This is a genomic window from Streptomyces sp. NPDC002324 (assembly GCF_053593335.1).
In genome coordinates, this window is sequence record NZ_JBSFCF010000036.1 from 35610 (window position 1) to 53675 (window position 18066).

At 71.8% G+C, this 18066-nt stretch carries 15 protein-coding genes; 2 read left to right on the forward strand and 13 right to left on the reverse strand.

Features of this window, described 5'->3' with window-relative positions; translation table 11 throughout:
• Window positions 1-135 precede the first annotated feature (135 nt).
• The 4 genes from ACWCRJ_RS34460 to ACWCRJ_RS34475 all read right to left on the reverse strand — a co-directional run bounded on the left by ACWCRJ_RS34460 (window position 136) and on the right by ACWCRJ_RS34475 (window position 3205).
• Window positions 136-1905, reverse strand: a complete 1770-nt coding sequence (locus tag ACWCRJ_RS34460; protein ID WP_450942970.1) for an LCP family protein — start codon at window positions 1903-1905, stop codon at window positions 136-138.
• 16 nt (window positions 1906-1921) lie between these two features.
• Window positions 1922-2632, reverse strand: coding sequence for a nicotinate-nucleotide adenylyltransferase (nadD, locus tag ACWCRJ_RS34465; protein WP_005479306.1), 711 nt, complete (start codon window positions 2630-2632; stop codon window positions 1922-1924).
• Between the two features lie 58 nt (window positions 2633-2690).
• Window positions 2691-2858 (reverse strand): hypothetical protein, encoded by a 168-nt coding sequence (locus ACWCRJ_RS34470; RefSeq protein ID WP_189781409.1) that lies wholly within the window; start codon window positions 2856-2858, stop codon window positions 2691-2693.
• A gap of 176 nt (window positions 2859-3034) precedes the next feature.
• On the reverse strand, window positions 3035-3205 hold the full coding sequence (locus tag ACWCRJ_RS34475) for a hypothetical protein (RefSeq protein WP_005479311.1): 171 nt from the start codon (window positions 3203-3205) through the stop codon (window positions 3035-3037).
• A gap of 100 nt (window positions 3206-3305) precedes the next feature.
• Here ACWCRJ_RS34475 and ACWCRJ_RS34480 point away from each other — a divergent pair, with 100 nt between their 5' ends.
• Window positions 3306-4433: a M48 family metallopeptidase gene (locus tag ACWCRJ_RS34480; protein ID WP_046912819.1), complete on the forward strand. Its 1128-nt coding sequence runs from the start codon at window positions 3306-3308 to the stop codon at window positions 4431-4433.
• A gap of 70 nt (window positions 4434-4503) precedes the next feature.
• Here ACWCRJ_RS34480 and ACWCRJ_RS34485 read toward each other — a convergent pair whose 3' ends face one another.
• The 5 genes from ACWCRJ_RS34485 to proB form a co-directional block, all read right to left on the reverse strand.
• Window positions 4504-5574 carry an SCO2583 family membrane protein gene (locus ACWCRJ_RS34485; RefSeq protein WP_450942971.1) on the reverse strand — a complete coding sequence of 357 codons (1071 nt, stop codon included), beginning with the start codon at window positions 5572-5574 and terminating at the stop codon, window positions 4504-4506.
• A 122-nt stretch (window positions 5575-5696) separates the two neighbouring features.
• Window positions 5697-6287, reverse strand: coding sequence for an SCO2584 family spore wall biosynthesis protein (locus ACWCRJ_RS34490; protein WP_450942972.1), 591 nt, complete (start codon window positions 6285-6287; stop codon window positions 5697-5699).
• A 121-nt stretch (window positions 6288-6408) separates the two neighbouring features.
• Window positions 6409-7695: a glutamate-5-semialdehyde dehydrogenase gene (locus ACWCRJ_RS34495; RefSeq protein WP_450942973.1), complete on the reverse strand. Its 1287-nt coding sequence runs from the start codon at window positions 7693-7695 to the stop codon at window positions 6409-6411.
• A 116-nt stretch (window positions 7696-7811) separates the two neighbouring features.
• A complete protein-coding gene (locus ACWCRJ_RS34500) occupies window positions 7812-8279 on the reverse strand; it encodes a hypothetical protein (protein ID WP_046912816.1) in 468 nt (155 codons plus the stop codon).
• Between the two features lie 159 nt (window positions 8280-8438).
• On the reverse strand, window positions 8439-9545 hold the full coding sequence (proB, locus tag ACWCRJ_RS34505) for a glutamate 5-kinase (protein ID WP_005479321.1): 1107 nt from the start codon (window positions 9543-9545) through the stop codon (window positions 8439-8441).
• 347 nt (window positions 9546-9892) lie between these two features.
• On the opposite strand from proB, the gene ACWCRJ_RS34510 reads away from it, so the two are divergent.
• Complete coding sequence (locus ACWCRJ_RS34510; RefSeq protein WP_450942974.1) at window positions 9893-11953, forward strand: hypothetical protein; 2061 nt, start codon at window positions 9893-9895, stop codon at window positions 11951-11953.
• Between the two features lie 91 nt (window positions 11954-12044).
• On the opposite strand, the gene obgE is transcribed toward ACWCRJ_RS34510, so the two are convergent.
• The 4 genes from obgE to ACWCRJ_RS34530 all read right to left on the reverse strand — a co-directional run.
• Entirely contained in the window at window positions 12045-13481 is a 1437-nt protein-coding gene (gene obgE / locus ACWCRJ_RS34515) for a GTPase ObgE (RefSeq protein ID WP_450942975.1), read from the reverse strand.
• A 168-nt stretch (window positions 13482-13649) separates the two neighbouring features.
• Window positions 13650-13904: a 50S ribosomal protein L27 gene (gene rpmA, locus ACWCRJ_RS34520; RefSeq protein ID WP_020115438.1), complete on the reverse strand. Its 255-nt coding sequence runs from the start codon at window positions 13902-13904 to the stop codon at window positions 13650-13652.
• A gap of 14 nt (window positions 13905-13918) precedes the next feature.
• Window positions 13919-14239, reverse strand: a complete 321-nt coding sequence (gene rplU / locus ACWCRJ_RS34525; protein ID WP_005479329.1) for a 50S ribosomal protein L21 — start codon at window positions 14237-14239, stop codon at window positions 13919-13921.
• A 442-nt stretch (window positions 14240-14681) separates the two neighbouring features.
• Window positions 14682-18066 (reverse strand): Rne/Rng family ribonuclease (locus tag ACWCRJ_RS34530; protein ID WP_450942976.1); only part of this gene is annotated, 3385 nt, incomplete at its 5' end.

Below are 18066 nucleotides of genomic sequence, written 5' to 3' on the forward strand. Positions count from 1 at the left end.
CTCACGGGCTACCCCAAGGGTCTCACGGCCCACCGACACCGCCCCACGCGTTAATCGATCGGGCCCCGGAGCGACGCCGATGCGGCGGCTCCGGGGCCTGATGTCGATCACTCCGGTGCGATCAGCACGGCACGGTCACCCCGTGGTCCCCGTGGTCCCCGTCGTCCCGGACGTGTCCGTCGTCTCGTAGTTCTGGCCGAGTACGACGGACACGTCGGCGTTGGACGTGGTCTCGCCCTTCTTGACGGAGCTGGTCGGCAGGCCGAGGGTCTTGGCGACCTCGACGGCGTCCTGTTTGCGGGCCGCGTCGGAGTAGGTGACCCGGGAGGTGGCCTCGGCGGTGGCGGTCGTGCCGGCGTCGAGGAAGGTGTAGCCGCCGTTGAGGACGACCACGCGGGCCTGCTCGGTGGCGTCCTTCTCGCCGGTGGCGTTGCGGATGCCCACGCGGACGGCGTCCCCGGCGTCGGGGCTCTTGGCGGCGCCGCCGAGCAGGTCCTTGACCACGCGGTCGGAGTCCTCGGCGCTGAGCGTGCCGTCCTGCTGGACGGGCAGCAGCTCGGTCCTGTAGTCGCCGCCCTTGGCGTGGTCGGCGAGCTTGGCGAGGAAGGTGCCGAGGTCCTTGTCGCTGAGCGAGGGGTCGAGGATCTGGGCCAGCGTCTGCACGGTGACCGTGGCGGCCTGCGCGTCGGACGACAGCTTGCGCAGCACGCCCTGCATGACCTGCCCGAACCGCTTGAGCTGCGCGTCCTGCGTCTCGCCCGAGGCCCGGTAGGTGGCGTAGGCGACGGCCATCTTGCCGCTGAGGGTCTGCGCCTTGCCCTTGGTGACGAGGGGGGCCTCGGTCTTCTTCTTCGCCTCGGGGTCGGGCACGTTCGCGTTCGTGTCGATGTCGATGTTGCCGACGAGTCCGACGAGGTTGTTCAGATACGGGGTGTCCAGCCGCCAGGTGCCCTCGATGTCGGTGCCGAGGACGGTGTCGAGCGCGTCGCGGGTCCCGGAGGAGCCGTCGTCGTCGACGGACTTGGCCAGGGTGGTCGTGGTGCCGTCGTCGTCGGTCAGGGCGAGGGCGTTGGGGAGCAGAACGGTGGCGCCCCGCTCGGTGGTGGCGTTGTCGACGAGCAGCGCCGTGGAGGTGCCGCCGTTCCTGGTGTCGTGCAGGTGGACGACGACCACGTCCCGCTTCTGGGCGGCCGCGGAGGTCGTGGTGCCGGTCCGCTCGTCCGAGGAGGAGCCGGGCAGCATTCCCGCCCACCACAGGTAGCCGACGCCGCCGACCGCGACGAGCGCGAGGGCCACGACCAGGGCGACCATCCGGGTCCTGGCCCGCCGTTTGGCCTCCTCGCGGCGCTCGGTGCGGTTCTCGGTGAAGTTCAGCCAGTCGATGACGTCCTCGGAGTCGCCGTCGGGCTCCTCGACGAAGGCGAACTGCTCGGTGCGGTAGTCCGGTTCGGCGCTGCCCGCTTCGGCGGAGTCCGCTTCGGCCGGGTTCCGTTCCGCGAAGGGATCGCCGGTCCGCGGGTCGCTGCCCTCGTGGGTCCCCGGGGGTGCCGACTGCTGCGGGATGTAGGCGGTCTGCTCGGCGACGGGCGTCTGCAGGCCGGTGGCCGCGGTCTGCCCGTAGGGGTCGTACGGGTCGTAGGCGGGCGCCGGTGCCTGCTGACCCGGGTCGTAGCCCGTGCCGTAGCCCTGGGCGGGCTGCTGCTGGACCTGGCCGGTCGCGTACGGGTCGTAGCCGTAGCCCTGGCCGTACCCCTGGGGCGCTTGCGTCCCGTAGGGGTCGTACGCATGCTGCTGAGGCACCTGCTGGGCGGGCACCTGTCGGTACACCGGCTGCCCGAACTCGTCGTAGCCGACGAGTTCGTAGCTCTGGTCGCCTCCGTAGCCGGCGTCGTATCGGTCGTTCACCGGTGCCCCTCTCGGCTCACTCGCCGCGGTACAGCTGCCGCTTGTCGATGTAGCGCACCACGCCGTCCGGCACCAGGTACCAGACGGGATCGCCCTTGGCGACTCTCGCACGGCAGTCCGTGGAGGAGATGGCCAGTGCCGGCACCTCGACCAGGGAGACCCCGCCCGCGGGAAGGCCCGGGTCGGCCAGGGTGTGACCCGGACGGGTGACCCCGATGAAGTGCGCGAGGGAGAAGAGTTCCTCGGCGTCGCGCCAGGTGAGGATCTGGCCGAGCGCGTCGGCGCCGGTGATGAAGAAGAGGTCCGAGTCGGCGTTGAGGTCGTGCAGTTCGCGCAGGGTGTCGATGGTGTACGTGAGGCCCTTGCGGTCGATGTCGATCCGGCTCACGGAGAAATGGGGGTTCTCGGCCGTGGCGATGACCGTCATCAGATAGCGGTCCTCGGCCGCCGAGACCGAGCGGTGGGACTTCTGCCACGGCTGACCGGTCGGTACGAACACGACCTCGTCGAGACCGAACTGCGCGGCGACCTCCTGGGCCGCCACGAGGTGCCCGTGGTGGATCGGGTCGAACGTGCCGCCCATGACGCCGAGACGGCGGCGGCCGGGCTGCGACGGGCGGTTTCCCGGTGCGCCGGAGGCACTGTCGGCCCGGCCGTCCGTGGTGTCGTGCGCCTGGTCCGCCGCCTTGTCGTGCTCGGGACCGGTAGGCATTTCCTGCTCTCCCATGCGTGGAGAGCCTACCGGCCCGGCCGACGCAGACCGTTCGAACGTCCTTTTGCGCGGATTAGCGATCGCGGTTGAAACGGGTGGTGATCCACAGCAGCAGCATCAGGGCGAAGAAGGCTCCGCCGCCGGTCAGGTAGGGGCTCAGGCTCTCGTGGTTGCCGCCGTGCTCCCCGCCGCCCTCGGCGGCGAAAGTGACCAAGTCGGCAGCGGTGCTGTGGAAGCTCATCGTCGGCGTGACCTATCCGGTGGTGGGATCGGGATGAAGACCCGCCCATCGTAAGCGGGAGCCTTCGCCGCGATCACGCCGACTCCGCCCAGGAGTGAACGCGGGCGCCGCCGGGCGCGTACTGCGCGTGCGGGCAACCGTTCGCGCGCGGCGTACGTCCTTCCCGTCGGCGGGCGTCAGTCGTCCCGCTTGTATCCCCGCAGAAGGAACCACGCCATCAGGACGGAGCCCAGGACCATCACGATCAGCACCACACGCAGCAGGTTGCCGGCTCCCTGTTCCTTCGCGGCGGCGTCCGCGGCCTCGGTGAGCCAGGCGGACGCGGGCAGGTGCGGGAGATGCCCCATTGAGATCGCTCCTTACGGTTGATGCCCTGCCACGGTAACTCCGCCTAGGCTGGACCCCGCTTCGGGGGGCAACTTGGGCAAACAGACGCATGGGGGAAACATGCCGGAAGAAAGCCACGAGCAGAACGGGCGCGAGAACGTGCCGAGCAGGCAGCGCAGGCGCTTCGAGGGGATCTCCTCCCGGGCGTACGAACACCCCGCCGACCGCTCGGCGCTGGTGGCGCTGCGCAAGCTCAGCGGCTTCGACACCGTGTTCAAGGCGCTCAGCGGCCTGCTGCCGGAACGCAGCCTCAGGCTGCTGTTCCTGTCCGACTCCGTACGGGTCTCGGACCAGCAGTTCACCCACCTCAACGACATGCTGCGGGACGCGTGCTACATCCTGGACCTGGAGAAGGTCCCGCCGATGTACGTGAACCAGGACCCGCAGCCGAACGCGATGTGCATCGGCCTGGACGAGCCGATCATCGTCGTCACCACCGGGCTCGTCGAACTGCTCGACGAGGAGGAGATGCGGGCCGTCATCGGGCACGAGGTGGGCCACGCGCTCTCCGGCCACTCGGTGTACCGCACGATACTGCTCTTCCTCACGAGCCTCGCCGTGAAGATCGCCTGGATCCCGCTGGGGAACCTCGCGATCATGGCGATCGTGACCGGGCTGCGCGAGTGGTTCCGCAAGTCGGAGCTGTCCGCCGACCGTGCGGGTCTGCTGGTCGGCCAGGACGTCCAGGCGTCCATGCGCGGTCTGATGAAGATCGCGGGCGGCAACCACCTGCACGAGATGAACGTGGACGCGTTCCTCGCGCAGGCCGAGGAGTACGAGGCCGGGGGCGACCTGCGCGACTCCGTCCTCAAGATCCTCAACGTGCTGCCCCGCTCGCACCCCTTCACCGCCGTGCGCGCGGCCGAGCTGAAGAAGTGGGCCGAGTCCCGCGACTACCAGCGGATCATGGACGGGCACTACCCGCGGCGCAGCGAGGACAAGGACACCTCGGTGACCGACTCCTTCCGTGAGTCGGCCTCGCACTACACGAGCAGTGTGAAGAACTCCAAGGACCCGCTGATGAAGCTGGTCACCGACATCGCGGGCGGCGCGGGAGACCTCGGCGGCCGGGTCCGCCGCGGCTTCGGCAACGCCACGCGCGGCGGCGCGACGGCCACCGACACCGACCCGGGCCAGGGCGGCGGCACGGACACCGCCACGGAGGACAGGCGCCGCGACGAGGAGTGACGCACGGCACGACTGCCGGTGGGTGGGGCCGGCCGCGCGAACCGCGCGGCCGGCCCCACCCACATGTGGCTCACACCTTCGGCTGTGCGCTCTCCGCGAGGGTGCCGCAGAGGGCCGTGGCGGCGCCCGTGCCGTACGGGTCGGTGCCCGCGGAGGGGCCGCCCTCCTTGGCGGACTGGCCGGCCAGGAGGGGACGGAGATGGTTCGTGGCGTCGTCGGCGCAGGCCAGCGGCCCGGCCTGGACGTAGGAGACGACGACCTCGACCTGGTGGGTGCGCAGGTCGTCCTGGTCGAAGCGGAAGTGCAGCTCGCGCCGGACGGTGAACAGCGAGGCCTCGGCGTCGGTCCGGTCGCCGGGCGGCCGCAGCGCGTACACCAGGGTGTGGGCGGCGACGACCTCCAGGGTGCCGGAGTCGAACTCGGCGGCCTGGAGGGTGCCCTGGACGCGGATCCGGTGGTCGGCGAGTGCCGCGCGGGACGGGTCGAAGCGGACCAGCCAGCCGGTCGGGGCATGCCTCCCGTCGGACGCCGGGTGATCGAAGCTCTGCTCGAACTGGTCGAGCTGCTCTCCGTCCAGCAGCCGCCGCACGGGCTGGACGGTGACGCCGCCGAGCACCTCCGGGTCGAGCGAGGAGGCGACGAGGTACTCCTTGGCGATGGTCAGCGCGGAGACGACCTGACTGTCGGTGAAGTGGGCGGTGCGCCGGGTGGCCGGCATCGTGATGCCCTCGGCGCCGATCCGGAACTGTGCGGCCGGGCTGTGCGCGTACAGCGTCTCGGCGTTCTGGGCGCCGGGCACCGCGGACTGTGGGGACAGCGGGATCACCGTCATCCTCAGCGGCTCGGTGGGCTTGGCGGCCGGGGTGTCGTACGGATGGCGGACGCCCATGTAGATGGCGGTGCCGAAGGCGAGGGCGACCAGCAGGACGAGGACGAGGGCCTGCCGGGAGAGGCCTCGGCGGACGACGGGGCGGCGGCGGACGGCTGGGGCGTGGTCGGAGAGGCGCTCGTGGGCGGAGAACTCCTGGATGCGGGCAGCGCGGACGAACGACTCGTCGAAGACGACGGATCGGTATTCGTCCTCGCCACCGCCGGGGGCGCCCTCGGGAGTCCCCTCAGGTGGGTTTCCTGGCCCGCCCATACCTTGAGAGTAGGTCTTCGGGAGGCCCGGTAAACGCACCGGTGCATGACAACTTCTGACAGGTCCTCACCAGGTTCGCGCACGACCGGCGAACCGCTCTCCCGGGCCCGCGCGAGCCCCTGTCAGGGTGTGCGGGGGTCCGCGGAGACGACCGGCTGGGAGAAGTCGGCGGACGCGGAGGGCCCCGTCGGGGCGCCCTGTTCGACACCGGTGGTGGCGGGGGGCGGGACCCGGTCGCCGCGGCCGGACGAGGTGCCCCGGTAGACGGCGGTGAAGGCCAGCGCGACCATGCCGATGCCCATCACGAGGGCGAGGATCCAGGCGACGGGCCGGTGCCAGCGGGTCTGCTTGCCGTACGGCCTGCCGTAGGCCCCGTCGGCGCCGTAGCGGCCCTCCAGGATCTCGGAGTCGTCGAGGTCGTCCAGGTCGTCGCGGCCGTGGCCGTAGTCGGGGCCGAAGCCGTCGTCGTAACGGTCGTCGTCGCGTACTCCTCGGGAGTGCGACCGGCGGGCTTCGGCCTCCTGGGCCGCGGCACGGGCCTCCGCCGCCGCCAGCAGACGTTCGACCGCGGTCGGCTCGTGGACCACGGCCGCCCGGACGAAGTCCTCGTCGAAGACCACGGAGGCGAACTCTTCGTCCATACCCCCGCGGTCGCGGTCGTCGTCGGGCTCCCAGCCGTCAGGGAACGGCGTGCCCCCCACGTCCTCCGGCACGGATCCAGAGTAGACCGGGGTGGTCAATTTGGGCAGACGGTAAGGAAATTCATGCGTTACGCCGAACGGGGCGCCGGCCCGTTCACAGGAACGGGCAGACGCCCCGCGCGATCCGCGCCGGCTAGCGGCGGACGTGTCCGTCGCCGGTGACGATGTACTTCGTGCTGGTCAGCTCGGGCAGGCCCATCGGGCCCCGCGCGTGCAGCTTCTGCGTGGAGATGCCGATCTCGGCGCCGAAACCGAACTGGCCGCCGTCGGTGAACCGGGTCGAGGCGTTGACGGCGACCGTGGTGGAGTCGACCAGCTGGGTGAAGCGGCGGGCGGCCTGCTGGGAGGTGGTGACGATCGCCTCGGTGTGGCCGGAGCTCCACAGCCGGATGTGCTCCACGGCCCGGTCGAGCGAGTCGACGACGGCCGCGGCGATGTCGTACGACAGGTACTCGGTCTCCCAGTCCTCCGTGGTGGCCTCGACGACCGTGGCCCGGCTCTCCTTGGCGTAGGCGAGCACGCGCTCGTCGGCGTGGACCGTGACGCCCGCGTCGGCGAGCGCGTCGAGGGCGCGGGGCAGGAACTCGGGGGCGATGTCCTGGTGGACGAGGAGGGTCTCGGCGGCGTTGCAGACGCTGACGCGGTGGGCCTTGGAGTTGATCAGGATCTCGATCGCCATGTCGAGGTCGGCGACCGCGTCGACGTAGACGTGGCAGTTGCCCGTGCCGGTCTCGATCACCGGGACGGTGGACTCCTCGACGACCGTGCGGATCAGGGAGGCGCCGCCGCGCGGGATGAGCACGTCGACCAGGCCGCGGGCGCGCATCAGTTCCCGGACGGACTCGCGGCTCTCGCCGGGGACGAGCTGGATGGAGTCGGCGGGCAGGCCCGCGCCGCCGACGGCGTCCCGCAGGACGCGCACGAGGGCGGCGTTGGACTCGTGGGCGGAGGACGAGCCTCGCAGGAGGACGGCGTTGCCGGACTTCAGGCAGAGGGCGGCGGCGTCCACGGTCACGTTCGGGCGGGCCTCGTAGATGATGCCGACGACGCCGAGGGGGACGCGGACCTGGCGCAGGTCGATGCCGTTCGGGAGGGTGGAGCCGCGCACGACCTCGCCGACCGGGTCGGGCAGCGCGGCCACGTCACGGACGTCGGCGGCGATCGCGCGGATCCGCTCCGGGGTCAGGGTGAGCCGGTCGACGATCGCCTCGCTGGTGCCTGCCTCACGGGCCCGCTCGATGTCCTTGGCGTTGGCCTCCACGATGTCGCTCGTCCGGACCTCCAGCGCGTCGGCGATGGCGAGCAGCGCGTCGTCCTTGTCGGCACGCGGGAGCGGCGCGAGGTCGGCGGCGGCGGCCTTGGCACGGTAGGCGGCCCGGGTGACCGGCGTCATGGAGTCGTACGGCGAGAGCGAGGTCATACAGGAAGGGTAGTGCGCCCGGCGGAGGGGTCCAGCGCGTGTTCCACAGCGCGAGACACGCCGTGCGGGGTACCACCGGGGCACTCCTGGGCAGGGCCGGGCTCCCGCCGGGACGGTCAGTAGGGATGGACCCCTACGGGTGTCGCCGGGGGCGACCCGTACCCCTCGGCGATGCGCTGGTGGTAGGTCTGGCGGTCGATGACCTCCAGGCCGACGATCTCCCAGGGCGGCAGCCCGGCCGTCCGGCGGTGCTCGCCCCACAGGCGCAGGGCGACGGCGGCCGCGTCGTGGAGGTCGCGGGCCTCCTCCCAGTAGCGGATCTCGGCGTGGTCGTTGGCATAGCGGCTGGTCAGCAGGAAGGGATGGTCGTGGGCGAGCTGTTCCAGGCCGCGCCGCACCTCCGCGAGGGGGGCCTCGGCCCCGGAGACGCTCAGCGTGACGTGCCACAGCCGGGGCAGGTCCTGCGGCTTCTCGGCGCCCTCGCTCTCGTACGTGTCCGAGGCGGCGACGCTGGTGAGCTTGCGCTCCTCGCCGGCCGCACGGGAGGGACCACCACCGCGGGACGCCGCGGCCCCGGGGCGCACTCGTCTCACGACGGCCTCCTTCGCAACGATTCGAGCTTCGCAACAGGTCGTGCGGAATCTCCCTGGTCAAAGTTGAGCAGGCTCAGGGGCTTCGCGTGGCGGTTTTACGGAACGTGCACCGCCGGGGCGCGCGCTCTGCTCCCTCCACGAGGCCGCTGGTCAGGGGTGCAGGAGGACGAGGTCGTCCCTGTGTACGACCTCTCGTTCGTACGCGGGACCCAGCTCGCGCGCCAGTTCCCGGGTCGAGCGGCCGATCAGCCGGGGGATCTCCTTGGCGTCGAAGTTCACGAGCCCGCGGGCGACCGCCCGGCCCGTGCCGTCGCGCAGCTCCACCGGGTCGCCGGCGGTGAAGTCGCCCTCGACACCGCCGATCCCGGCCGGGAGCAGTGACGTGCGGCGCTCGACGACCGCGCGCACGGCCCCGTCGTCGAGGATGAGCGCGCCCTGCGGGGTGGAGGCGTGCTGGAGCCACAGCAGGCGGTCGGCGGAGCGCCTGCCGGTCGGGTGGAAGTACGTGCCCGTGTCACGGCCGCCGAGGGCGTCCGCCGCGTGGACGGCGCTGGTGAGGACCACGGGGATGCCCGCGCCGGTGGCGATCGCGGCGGCCTCGACCTTGGTGACCATGCCGCCGGTGCCCACGCCAGCCTTGCCGGCGCTGCCGATCTCCACGTGCGCGAGGTCCTCGGGCCCCCGGACCTCCGCTATCCGCGACGTGCCGGGCTTGGCGGGGTCGCCGTCGTACACGCCGTCCACGTCCGACAGCAGGACCAGCAGATCCGCCCGTACGAGGTGGGCGACGAGGGCGGCGAGGCGGTCGTTGTCGCCGAAGCGGATCTCGTCCGTGGCGACGGTGTCGTTCTCGTTGACGACCGGCAGGGCGCCCATCGCGAGGAGCTTGTCGAGGGTGCGGGAGGCGTTGCGGTGGTGGGCGCGGCGGCTCATGTCGTCGGAGGTGAGGAGCACCTGGCCGACGCGGATGCCGTAGCGGGCGCAGGAGGCCGTGTAGCGGGCCACGAGGAGGCCCTGGCCGACGCTGGCGGCGGCCTGCTGCCGGGCGAGGTCCTTGGGGCGGCGGCGCAGGCCCAGCGGCGCGAGCCCGGCGGCGATGGCGCCGGAGGAGACGAGGACGACCTCTCGCTCTCCCCCGCTGCGGGCCTTGGCGAGGACGTCCACGAGGGCGTCCACCCGGTCCGCGTCGAGGCCGCCGGACGCCGTCGTCAGCGACGAGGAGCCCACCTTGACGACGATCCGGTGCGCTTGCGCCACTGCCTGCCTAGCCGCTGACACGCCTATCCCCAATGCTCCGAACAGCCCGGTGTGTGCACTTCGCAATCTACGGGAGCGCGCGGACGTCACGCGTTCCCATTTCGAGGGGCGGACGGCGCGGGATCCCGGGGCGGACGGCGGTCGGCCCGTGCCGGGCCATTCAGAGTGAGATGCTCCGACGGACGTCGAGGTTGCGTGCGTTATGTCCGGCTACCGGTGATTGTTCCCACGGCGGATTGCTCCCCGGCCGCCCTAGGTCATACGGTCAGGGATCGGCCTCCCGCAGGCCGCCCCCTGAGTCACCCTCCCCTCCTCCGTCCGTCGCACCCTCCGCAGGAGCCCAGCCCGTGCCCTCCGCAGGCCTCCCACCCCGCCGCATCGCGCAGCTCTGCGCACTGCTCGCGATGTTCGCGCTCTTCACGGCCCAGATCGTTTCCGCGCTGCTGCCGAACATTCCCGTGTTCGTCGCCGCCGGCGCGGCGGGCCTCCTTCTGGACACGTTCCTGCAGTACCGGGATCCCGGACTGCTCGCGCTGCTGGGCAAGGTCCGCTTCGACGCGCTGGTGCGCCAGCTGATGCGCGACATGCTGATCCTCGTGGGGCTGCTGCGCATCGACGGGATCGACCCGTTGCGCGAGCAGGCCCCGCTCCTGGTCGGCCTCGTCCTCTTCTACGCGGTCCACTTCACCTGCCAGGCCGTCTCGGTGCTCGTGCGCCGCACCCGGACCCTGCCGATCGTGACCCGCAACATCGACGCCTCCGCGCTGCGCCTGACGGTCTCCCCGCCGCGCATACTGGCCCGCCGCCAGGCCCACCGGCTGCTGACCTTCTCGCTGCCGATCACGGCCGGCCTGCTGCTCACCGCGGCCACGCAGGACGCCACCTGGGGCGGCGCCGGCCTCGGCGCCGGTCTCACCCTCCTCGTCGCGGGCACCGCGTACCTGGCGACCTGGCTGCTGCCGAAGAAGCGCGCGAAGAGCGAGCAGCAGGTCATGGAGTGGCTGGACGCGTGGCTCGCCGACTACCGGCCGACCACCGCGATGTACTTCTCCGGCGGTACGTCGTCGGCGTACCAGGCGAACATGTGGCTCTCCACGCTCTCCAAGCTGGAGAAGCCGCTGATCGTGCTGCGTGAGCGCTTCATGGTCCAGAAGATCGACGCGACGGACGTGCCGATCATCTGCTTCCCGAAGGTCGCCACGATGTTCTCGCTGGAGACCTCGACGCTGAAGATGATGCTGCACCCGGCCAACGCCGCGAAGACCTCCCAGGTGCTGCGCATCCCCACCATCAAGCACGCCTTCATCAACCACGGCGAGAGCGACAAGCTGTCCTCCTGCAACCCGTACGCGAAGGCGTACGACGAGGTGTGGGTGGCCGGTCCCGCGGCGCGCGAGCGGTACGCGCTCGCCGAGGTCGGTGTCGAGGACAAGGACATCGTCGAGGTCGGCCGGCCGCAGCTGTCGCCGATCCGCCCGTACGCCGGCCCGCCGACCGGCACGTACACGACCGTGCTCTACGCCCCCACCTGGGAGGGCTGGGACGGCAACCCGGGCAACACCTCCGTGGTGCTGGCCGGCGAGAACATCGTCCGGGGCCTCCTCGCCGACGACAAGGTCCGGCTCCTCTACAAGCCGCACCCGATGACCGGCTCGGTCGACCCGCGCGCGGGTGTGGCCAACGAGCGCATCAAGGCGATGATCCGCGAGGCCAACGCCAAGCGCTCGGGCGCGCGGCCGGGGGCGGAGGCGGCCGCCGAACTCGCCCGTCGTACGGCCGAGCTGGACGAGCTGACCTCCACGTCGTTCCGTGCCAGCGCGGACGAGATGGAGCGGATGCTGCTGCAGGGCACCCCCAGCGGGGACCGCGAGGCGGCGATCTCCGAGGCGACGCTCGCGTGGGAGAAGGCGTACTGGGCGTCCTTCCCGGAGTGGGAGCACCGCATCGTCACCGAGGCGCGGCCCGCGATCTTCGCCTGCTTCAACGTGTCCGACCTGCTGATCAGCGATGTCTCCTCGGTGGTCTCCGACTGGCTGTCCAGCGAGAAGCCGTACGCGGTCGCCAACACGTCCGGACTGCCGGAGGCGGCCTTCCGCGCGGCCTTCCCGACGGTCTCCGCGGGTGTCGTCCTGACGCCCGGGGCGGACGGTGTCGCGGCCCTGCTCGACGCGGTCCGCAACCCCGAGAAGGACGGTTTCGCCAAGGCCCGCGCCGACCTCAAGGAGCAGCTGCTGGGTCCCTCCGACCCGCCGTCGCCGGTCCGCTTCGGCTCCGCGGTGAAGGCGCTCTGCGCCAAGGCCGACGACCGCCGCGTGCGGATGGAGTCCCGCCTGGTCAACGACCTGCCGTCGCCGCGTGAGGCCGGCGACGAACTCACCGAGGGCGAGCCGAGCGAGGCACTCGCCTAGGGACACACGCACCGCGTTGTGCCGAAGGGCCCCGGAGAGATCCGGGGCCCTTCGGCATGAGGCGGTGTGCGGGGTCTGCCCGGCGGCAGCCCTAGAACGGCTCGAAGTCGTCGTACTCCTTCTGGAGTTCGTCCCGCGCCGCCTGGCGGTCACGGCGACGCGTGACGGCCGGGCGGGGCTCCTCGAAGCGGTGGTCCTCGCCACGGCGGCCGAGCATCTCCGCGCCGGCCATGACGGTCGGCTCCCAGTCGAAGACGACGGCGTTGTCCTCGGGGCCGATGGCGACGCCGTCGCCGGAGCGGGCGCCCGCCTTCATCAGCTCGTCCTCGACGCCGAGCCGGTTCAGACGGTCGGCGAGGTAGCCCACCGCCTCGTCGTTGCTGAAGTCGGTCTGACGGACCCAGCGCTCCGGCTTCTCGCCCCGGACACGGAACAGCCCGTCCTCCTCCCGCACGACCGTGAAGCCCGCGTCGTCGACGGCCTTGGGCCGGATGACGATCCGCGTCGCCTCCTCCTTCGGCTTGGCGGCACGCGCCCGGCCCACGAGGTCGGCGAGCGCGAACGACAGCTCCCGCAGACCCGTGTGGGCGACGGCGGACACCTCGAAGACCCGGTAGCCGCGGGCCTCCAGGTCCGGGCGCACCATCTCGGCGAGGTCCTTGCCGTCGGGCACGTCGATCTTGTTGAGGACGACGATCCGGGGCCGCTTGTCGAGCCCGCCGTACTGCGTCAGCTCCTCCTCGATGATGTCGAGGTCGGAGACGGGGTCGCGGTCCGACTCCAGCGTCGCCGTGTCGAGGACGTGGACGAGGACGCTGCAGCGCTCGACGTGGCGCAGGAACTCCAGGCCCAGCCCCTTGCCCTGGCTGGCGCCGGGGATGAGCCCGGGGACGTCGGCGATCGTGTAGACCGTCTCGCCGGCCGTCACCACGCCCAGGTTGGGGACGAGTGTCGTGAAGGGGTAGTCCGCGATCTTCGGCTTGGCAGCGCTCAGCACCGAGATCAGCGAGGACTTGCCCGCGCTCGGGTAGCCGACCAGCGCCACGTCGGCGACGGTCTTCAGCTCCAGGACGATGTCGCCCATGTCGCCGGGCACGCCGAGCAGCGCGAAGCCGGGTGCCTTGCGGCGGGCGGAGGCGAGGGCCGCGTTGCCGAGGCCGCCCCGGCCGCCCTGCGCGGCGACGAAGGAGGTGCCGTGGCCGACGAGGTCGGCGAGGACGTTGCCCTGCCGGTCGAGGACGACCGTGCCGTCCGGCACGGGAAGGACCAGGTCCTGGCCGTCCTTGCCCGACCGGTTGCCCCCCTCGCCGGGCTTGCCGGCGGTGGCCTTGCGGTGCGGGGAGTGGTGGTAGTCGAGGAGAGTCGTCACGGACTGGTCGACGGTCAGGATGACGTCGCCGCCCCGGCCGCCGTTGCCGCCGTCGGGGCCGCCGAGCGGCTTGAACTTCTCCCGGTGGACGGAGGCACAGCCGTGGCCTCCGTTACCCGCGGCGACATGCAGCTCGACGCGGTCCACGAAGGTGGTCATGGTGGGTGCCTCCAGATACGCGCTGTGCGTGGTGTTCGGAAATGTCTTACCTGTAACACGTCAAAGGCGGACCCGCTTCCCGTACGGAATCCCGTACGAGAAGTGAGGTCCGCCTCGACGAATCGCTCTACGGAAGCCTTGGTCGAAAGACCGGGCGAGTCAGAAGACTCAGGCGGCCGGAACGATGTTGACGACCTTGCGACCACGGCTGGTGCCGAACTCGACCGCACCGGCGTTCAGCGCGAACAGCGTGTCGTCCTTGCCGCGGCCGACGCCCGAGCCCGGGTGGAAGTGCGTGCCGCGCTGGCGGACCAGGATCTCACCGGCGTTGACGACCTGACCGCCGAAGCGCTTCACGCCGAGCCGCTGAGCGTTGGAGTCGCGACCGTTCCGGGTGGACGATGCGCCCTTCTTGTGTGCCATGTCTCCTCAGTCCCTTACTTCGCAGCCGCGGGGATCTCAGTGACCTTGATCGCCGTGTACTGCTGGCGGTGGCCCTGACGACGGCGGTAGCCGGTCTTGTTCTTGTAGCGCAGAATGTCGATCTTCTGGCCCTTGTGGTGGTCCACGACCTCGGCCTGGACCTTGATGCCGGCCAGCACCCACGGGTCGCTGGTCACAGCGTCGCCGTCGACGACGAGCAGGGTCGAGAGCTCGACCGTGTCGCCGACACTGGCGGTGGAAATCTTGTCAACCTCAACGATGTCGCCGACAGCAACCTTGTGCTGGCGACCACCGCTGCGCACGATGGCGTACACGCGGATCTCACTCTCTCGCTCCGGAACGGCACCCCCGCAGTCCAGCCGTCCGAGATACGAACAGCCTCTCCCACGGCGCCCGGCGCGCGGAAGGAATGAGGTTTACGGGGATGTGACGCGTCTCTACCTACGGACACGCCGACGGTCAAGGTTACGGGGCCACGCCCGAAGGGGTCAAACCGAGCCCTTCACTCGCCACGTGACCGACATCTCACCGCCCGCCGGCGGGCGTTTCCCGGCCGGGCCGAAGTCCTCGCGCGCCGCGCGCACACCCGTGCCCCAGCGAGCCGTCCCCGTCCTGCCCCGAACCCGAATCCGCGCGCCCAGTGTGAAGTTGCTCTCCCCGGCCTCGCCGGTGCCACCACACGCCGGTGCCCCTGCCGGGTGGTGTTCCCACCCGGCAGGGGCACCGGTCGGAGCGGACGGCTTCTCCGCCCGGGGCTCAGCTCTCGTCGGTCGAAGCGGTGACCGTGGACGAGGACTGCTCGGCGGCCACCGTGGTCTTCTTCGTGGCCGTCTTCTTCGCCGTGGCCGCCTTCTTGGCCGTGGCCTTCTTCGCGACCGTCTTCTTGGCCGCCGCCGTCTTCTTCGTGGCGGCCTTCTTCGCCGTCGCCTTCTTGGCCGTCTTCCGCGCCGCCGTCTTCTTGGCGGGCGGCTCGGCCCCGGTCTCCTCGGCGGCCGCGGCGGCCTCCCCGACGGGCGCCTCGACCGGGGTCACGACCGCGTCCTCGGCGGACACCGACGGAACCACGACCACGGCCGCCTCCGCCGACGCCGAGGGCGCCGTCGCCTTGCGCACCGCGCGCCGACGCGGACGGGCCGGAGCCGCGCTCTCGGCGGCGGCAGGCTCCTCGGGCCGTGCGGCCTCCTCGGCCACGACCGGCTCGGTCACCGTCACCGTGGTCTCGGCCGCGACCGGCTCGGACACCGTCACCACGGTCTCCTCCGCCGCCGCTCCGGCCGGAGCGCCCGCCGGGGCGGTGGCCTTCCGGGTGGCCCGGCGACGCGTACGGCCCTTGGGCGCGGCGTCCTCGGTGCTCACGGCGGCCGGCGTCTCCACGACCGGGTCCTCCACGGCCACGGGCTCCGCCTCGGCGGCCTCCCGCGGCTTCGGGGCACGGTCCTCGGAGACGGTGGTGGCCACGGCCTCGCGGGACTTCGGCGCACCGGTGGGCGCGGACGCCCGCCGGGTCGCGCGGCGCCGCGAACGGCCACGCCCGACCGCCGCCTCGGCCTCGGCCACGCTGCTGTACAGCTCCTCGTCGGGCTCGAACTCGGGAGCGGGGAGCGCCACGGGCTCGGCGACCTCGGCGGCCACCTCCGCCTCGACCAGCTCGGCCTGCTCCGCCGGCTCGACGGCCTCGTGACCGGACACGTGGTCATGGTCGTGGTCGTGCTCGGCACCGCCGCGCCCGCGCTTGCGGCGCTTGCCGCCACCGCCGACGGCCGTCGGCTGGTCCATGTGCACGATCACGCCGCGCCCGTTGCAGTGGACACAGGTCTCGGAGAAGGACTCCAACAGGCCCTGTCCGACCCGCTTGCGGGTCATCTGGACCAGACCCAGCGAGGTGACCTCGGCGACCTGGTGCTTCGTGCGGTCGCGTCCCAGGCACTCCAGCAGGCGCCGCAGCACCAGGTCCCGGTTGGACTCCAGGACCATGTCGATGAAGTCGATGACGACGATGCCGCCGAGGTCGCGCAGCCGCAGCTGACGCACGATCTCCTCGGCCGCCTCCAGGTTGTTCCTGGTGACCGTCTCCTCCAGGTTGCCGCCCTGGCCGGTGAACTTGCCGGTGTTGACGTCGACCACGATCATGGCCTCGGTCTTGTCGATCACCAGCGAACCACCGCTGGGCAGCCACACCTTGCGGTCCAGCGCCTTCATCAGCTGCTCGTCGATGCGGTACGTCGCGAAGACGTCGACCTCGGAGGTCCACTTCTGCAGACGCTCCGCCAGGTCGGGCGCGACGTGCGAGACGTAGCCGTGGATGGTCTCCCACGCGTCCTCGCCGCTGACGATGACCTTGGAGAAGTCCTCGTTGAAGATGTCGCGGACGACGCGGACGGTCATGTCCGGCTCGCCGTACAGCAGCGTCGGCGCGTTGCCGTTCTTCGCCTTCTTCTGGATGTCCTCCCACTGCGCCTGCAGCCGCTCGACGTCACGGCGCAGTTCGTCCTCGCTCGCGCCCTCGGCGGCGGTGCGCACGATGACGCCCGCGTCCTCGGGGACGATCTTCTTGAGGATGGTCTTCAGCCGGGCCCGCTCGGTGTCGGGCAGCTTGCGGCTGATACCGGTCATCGACCCCTCGGGGACGTAGACCAGGTAGCGGCCGGGCAGGGAGACCTGGCTGGTCAGGCGCGCGCCCTTGTGGCCGATCGGGTCCTTGGTGACCTGGACGAGCACGGACTGGCCGGACTTCAGGGCGGACTCGATGCGGCGCGGCCCGTTGGCCATGCCCAGCGCCTCGAAGTTGACCTCACCGGCGTACAGGACGGCGTTGCGGCCCTTGCCGATGTCGATGAAGGCGGCCTCCATCGACGGCAGCACGTTCTGCACCTTGCCGAGGTAGACGTTGCCGACGTACGAGGTCGACTGCTCCTTGTTGACGTAGTGCTCGACGAGCACGTTGTCTTCCAGGACGCCGATCTGGGTGCGCTCGCCGCTCTGGCGGACGACCATGACGCGCTCGACGGCCTCGCGGCGGGCGAGGAACTCGGCCTCGGTGATGATCGGGACGCGCCGGCGCCCCTGCTCCCGGCCTTCGCGGCGGCGCTGCTTCTTGGCCTCCAGACGGGTCGAGCCCTTGATGGACTGCACCTCGTCGGAGAACTCGGTCTCCTTGGCGCGCCGCTCGCGCGGCTCACGGACCTTGACGACCGTGCGCTCGGGGTCGTCGGGCGTGGCCTCGGCCTCGGTGCCCGAGTCACCGGCACGACGACGGCGGCGACGGCGCCGACGGCTGCTGCTGGAGCCGGAGCCGGACTCCTCGCGCTCGTCGGCCTCGTCCTCGGCGTCCTCGTCCACCTGCTCGGCGGTGTCCTCGGTGTCCTGCGCGGCCTGCTCGGCGGCGAGTTCGTCACCCTCGGCGTCGTCGGCGTCGGCCGCGTCGCCCCGACGGCGACGGCGTCCGCCCCGGCGGCGGCGACGACGCGATCCGGTGGACTCCTCCTCGCCGTACTCGTCACCGTCGCCGGTGTCCTCGGCGCCCTCCTCGGGCTCCTCGGCCTCCTCCGGCTCCTCCTCGGTCACCACGGCGGCGGCGGGCTGCTCCGCCTCGACGGGCTCGCTCCGACGGCGACGACGGCGGCGCGGGGCGCCGGTGCTCTCCTCCTCGGCGAACCCGCCGAGGTCGGCGGTCTCGACGGTCTCCTCGACCTCCACGGTCTCGACCTCCGCCTCGGCGGCGGCCTGCGCGGCGGCCCGCTCGGGCGTCTGGAACATCGGCTCGGTGAACACCGGCGCCTGGAACACGGCCACGGCGGGCCGGGACGGGCGGGACGGCGCGTCCTCCGCGGCGGGCGGGGGCGGCGCCGAGAATCCGACGGCGGCCTTGCGCGCCGACCGGCGACGGGCCCGACGCGGCCCACCGTCCTCCGCCTCGGCGGCCGGGGCCTCCTGAACGGCCTGGGCCGGCGCGGTCTCGGCGGCGGGCGTCTCCTGCGGCGCGGCGCTCGGGGCGGCGACGGACTCGACCGCCTCGGCGGACTCGCCCTCGGGCGCCCCGGCGGGCGTGGTCACCCGGCGCGTGGCACGACGACGCGTACGAGCGGCCGGCGCGGCCTCCTCGACAGCGGCGGGCGCCTCGACGGCCGCAACCTCGACCGGG

What these genes read in the sequence shown, in the direction of transcription:
- nadD (WP_005479306.1), bottom strand. Translation starts at nt 2,632, where the DNA reads ATGGGAGAGCAGGAAATGCCTACCGGTCCCGAGCACGACAAGGCGGCG.
- ACWCRJ_RS34470 (WP_189781409.1), bottom strand. Translation starts at nt 2,858, where the DNA reads ATGAGCTTCCACAGCACCGCTGCCGACTTGGTCACTTTCGCCGCCGAG.
- ACWCRJ_RS34475 (WP_005479311.1), bottom strand. Translation starts at nt 3,205, where the DNA reads ATGGGGCATCTCCCGCACCTGCCCGCGTCCGCCTGGCTCACCGAGGCC.
- ACWCRJ_RS34480 (WP_046912819.1), top strand. Translation starts at nt 3,306, where the DNA reads ATGCCGGAAGAAAGCCACGAGCAGAACGGGCGCGAGAACGTGCCGAGC.
- ACWCRJ_RS34485 (WP_450942971.1), bottom strand. Translation starts at nt 5,574, where the DNA reads ATGGGCGGGCCAGGAAACCCACCTGAGGGGACTCCCGAGGGCGCCCCC.
- ACWCRJ_RS34495 (WP_450942973.1), bottom strand. Translation starts at nt 7,695, where the DNA reads ATGACCTCGCTCTCGCCGTACGACTCCATGACGCCGGTCACCCGGGCC.
- obgE (WP_450942975.1), bottom strand. Translation starts at nt 13,481, where the DNA reads ATGACCACCTTCGTGGACCGCGTCGAGCTGCATGTCGCCGCGGGTAAC.
- rpmA (WP_020115438.1), bottom strand. Translation starts at nt 13,904, where the DNA reads ATGGCACACAAGAAGGGCGCATCGTCCACCCGGAACGGTCGCGACTCC.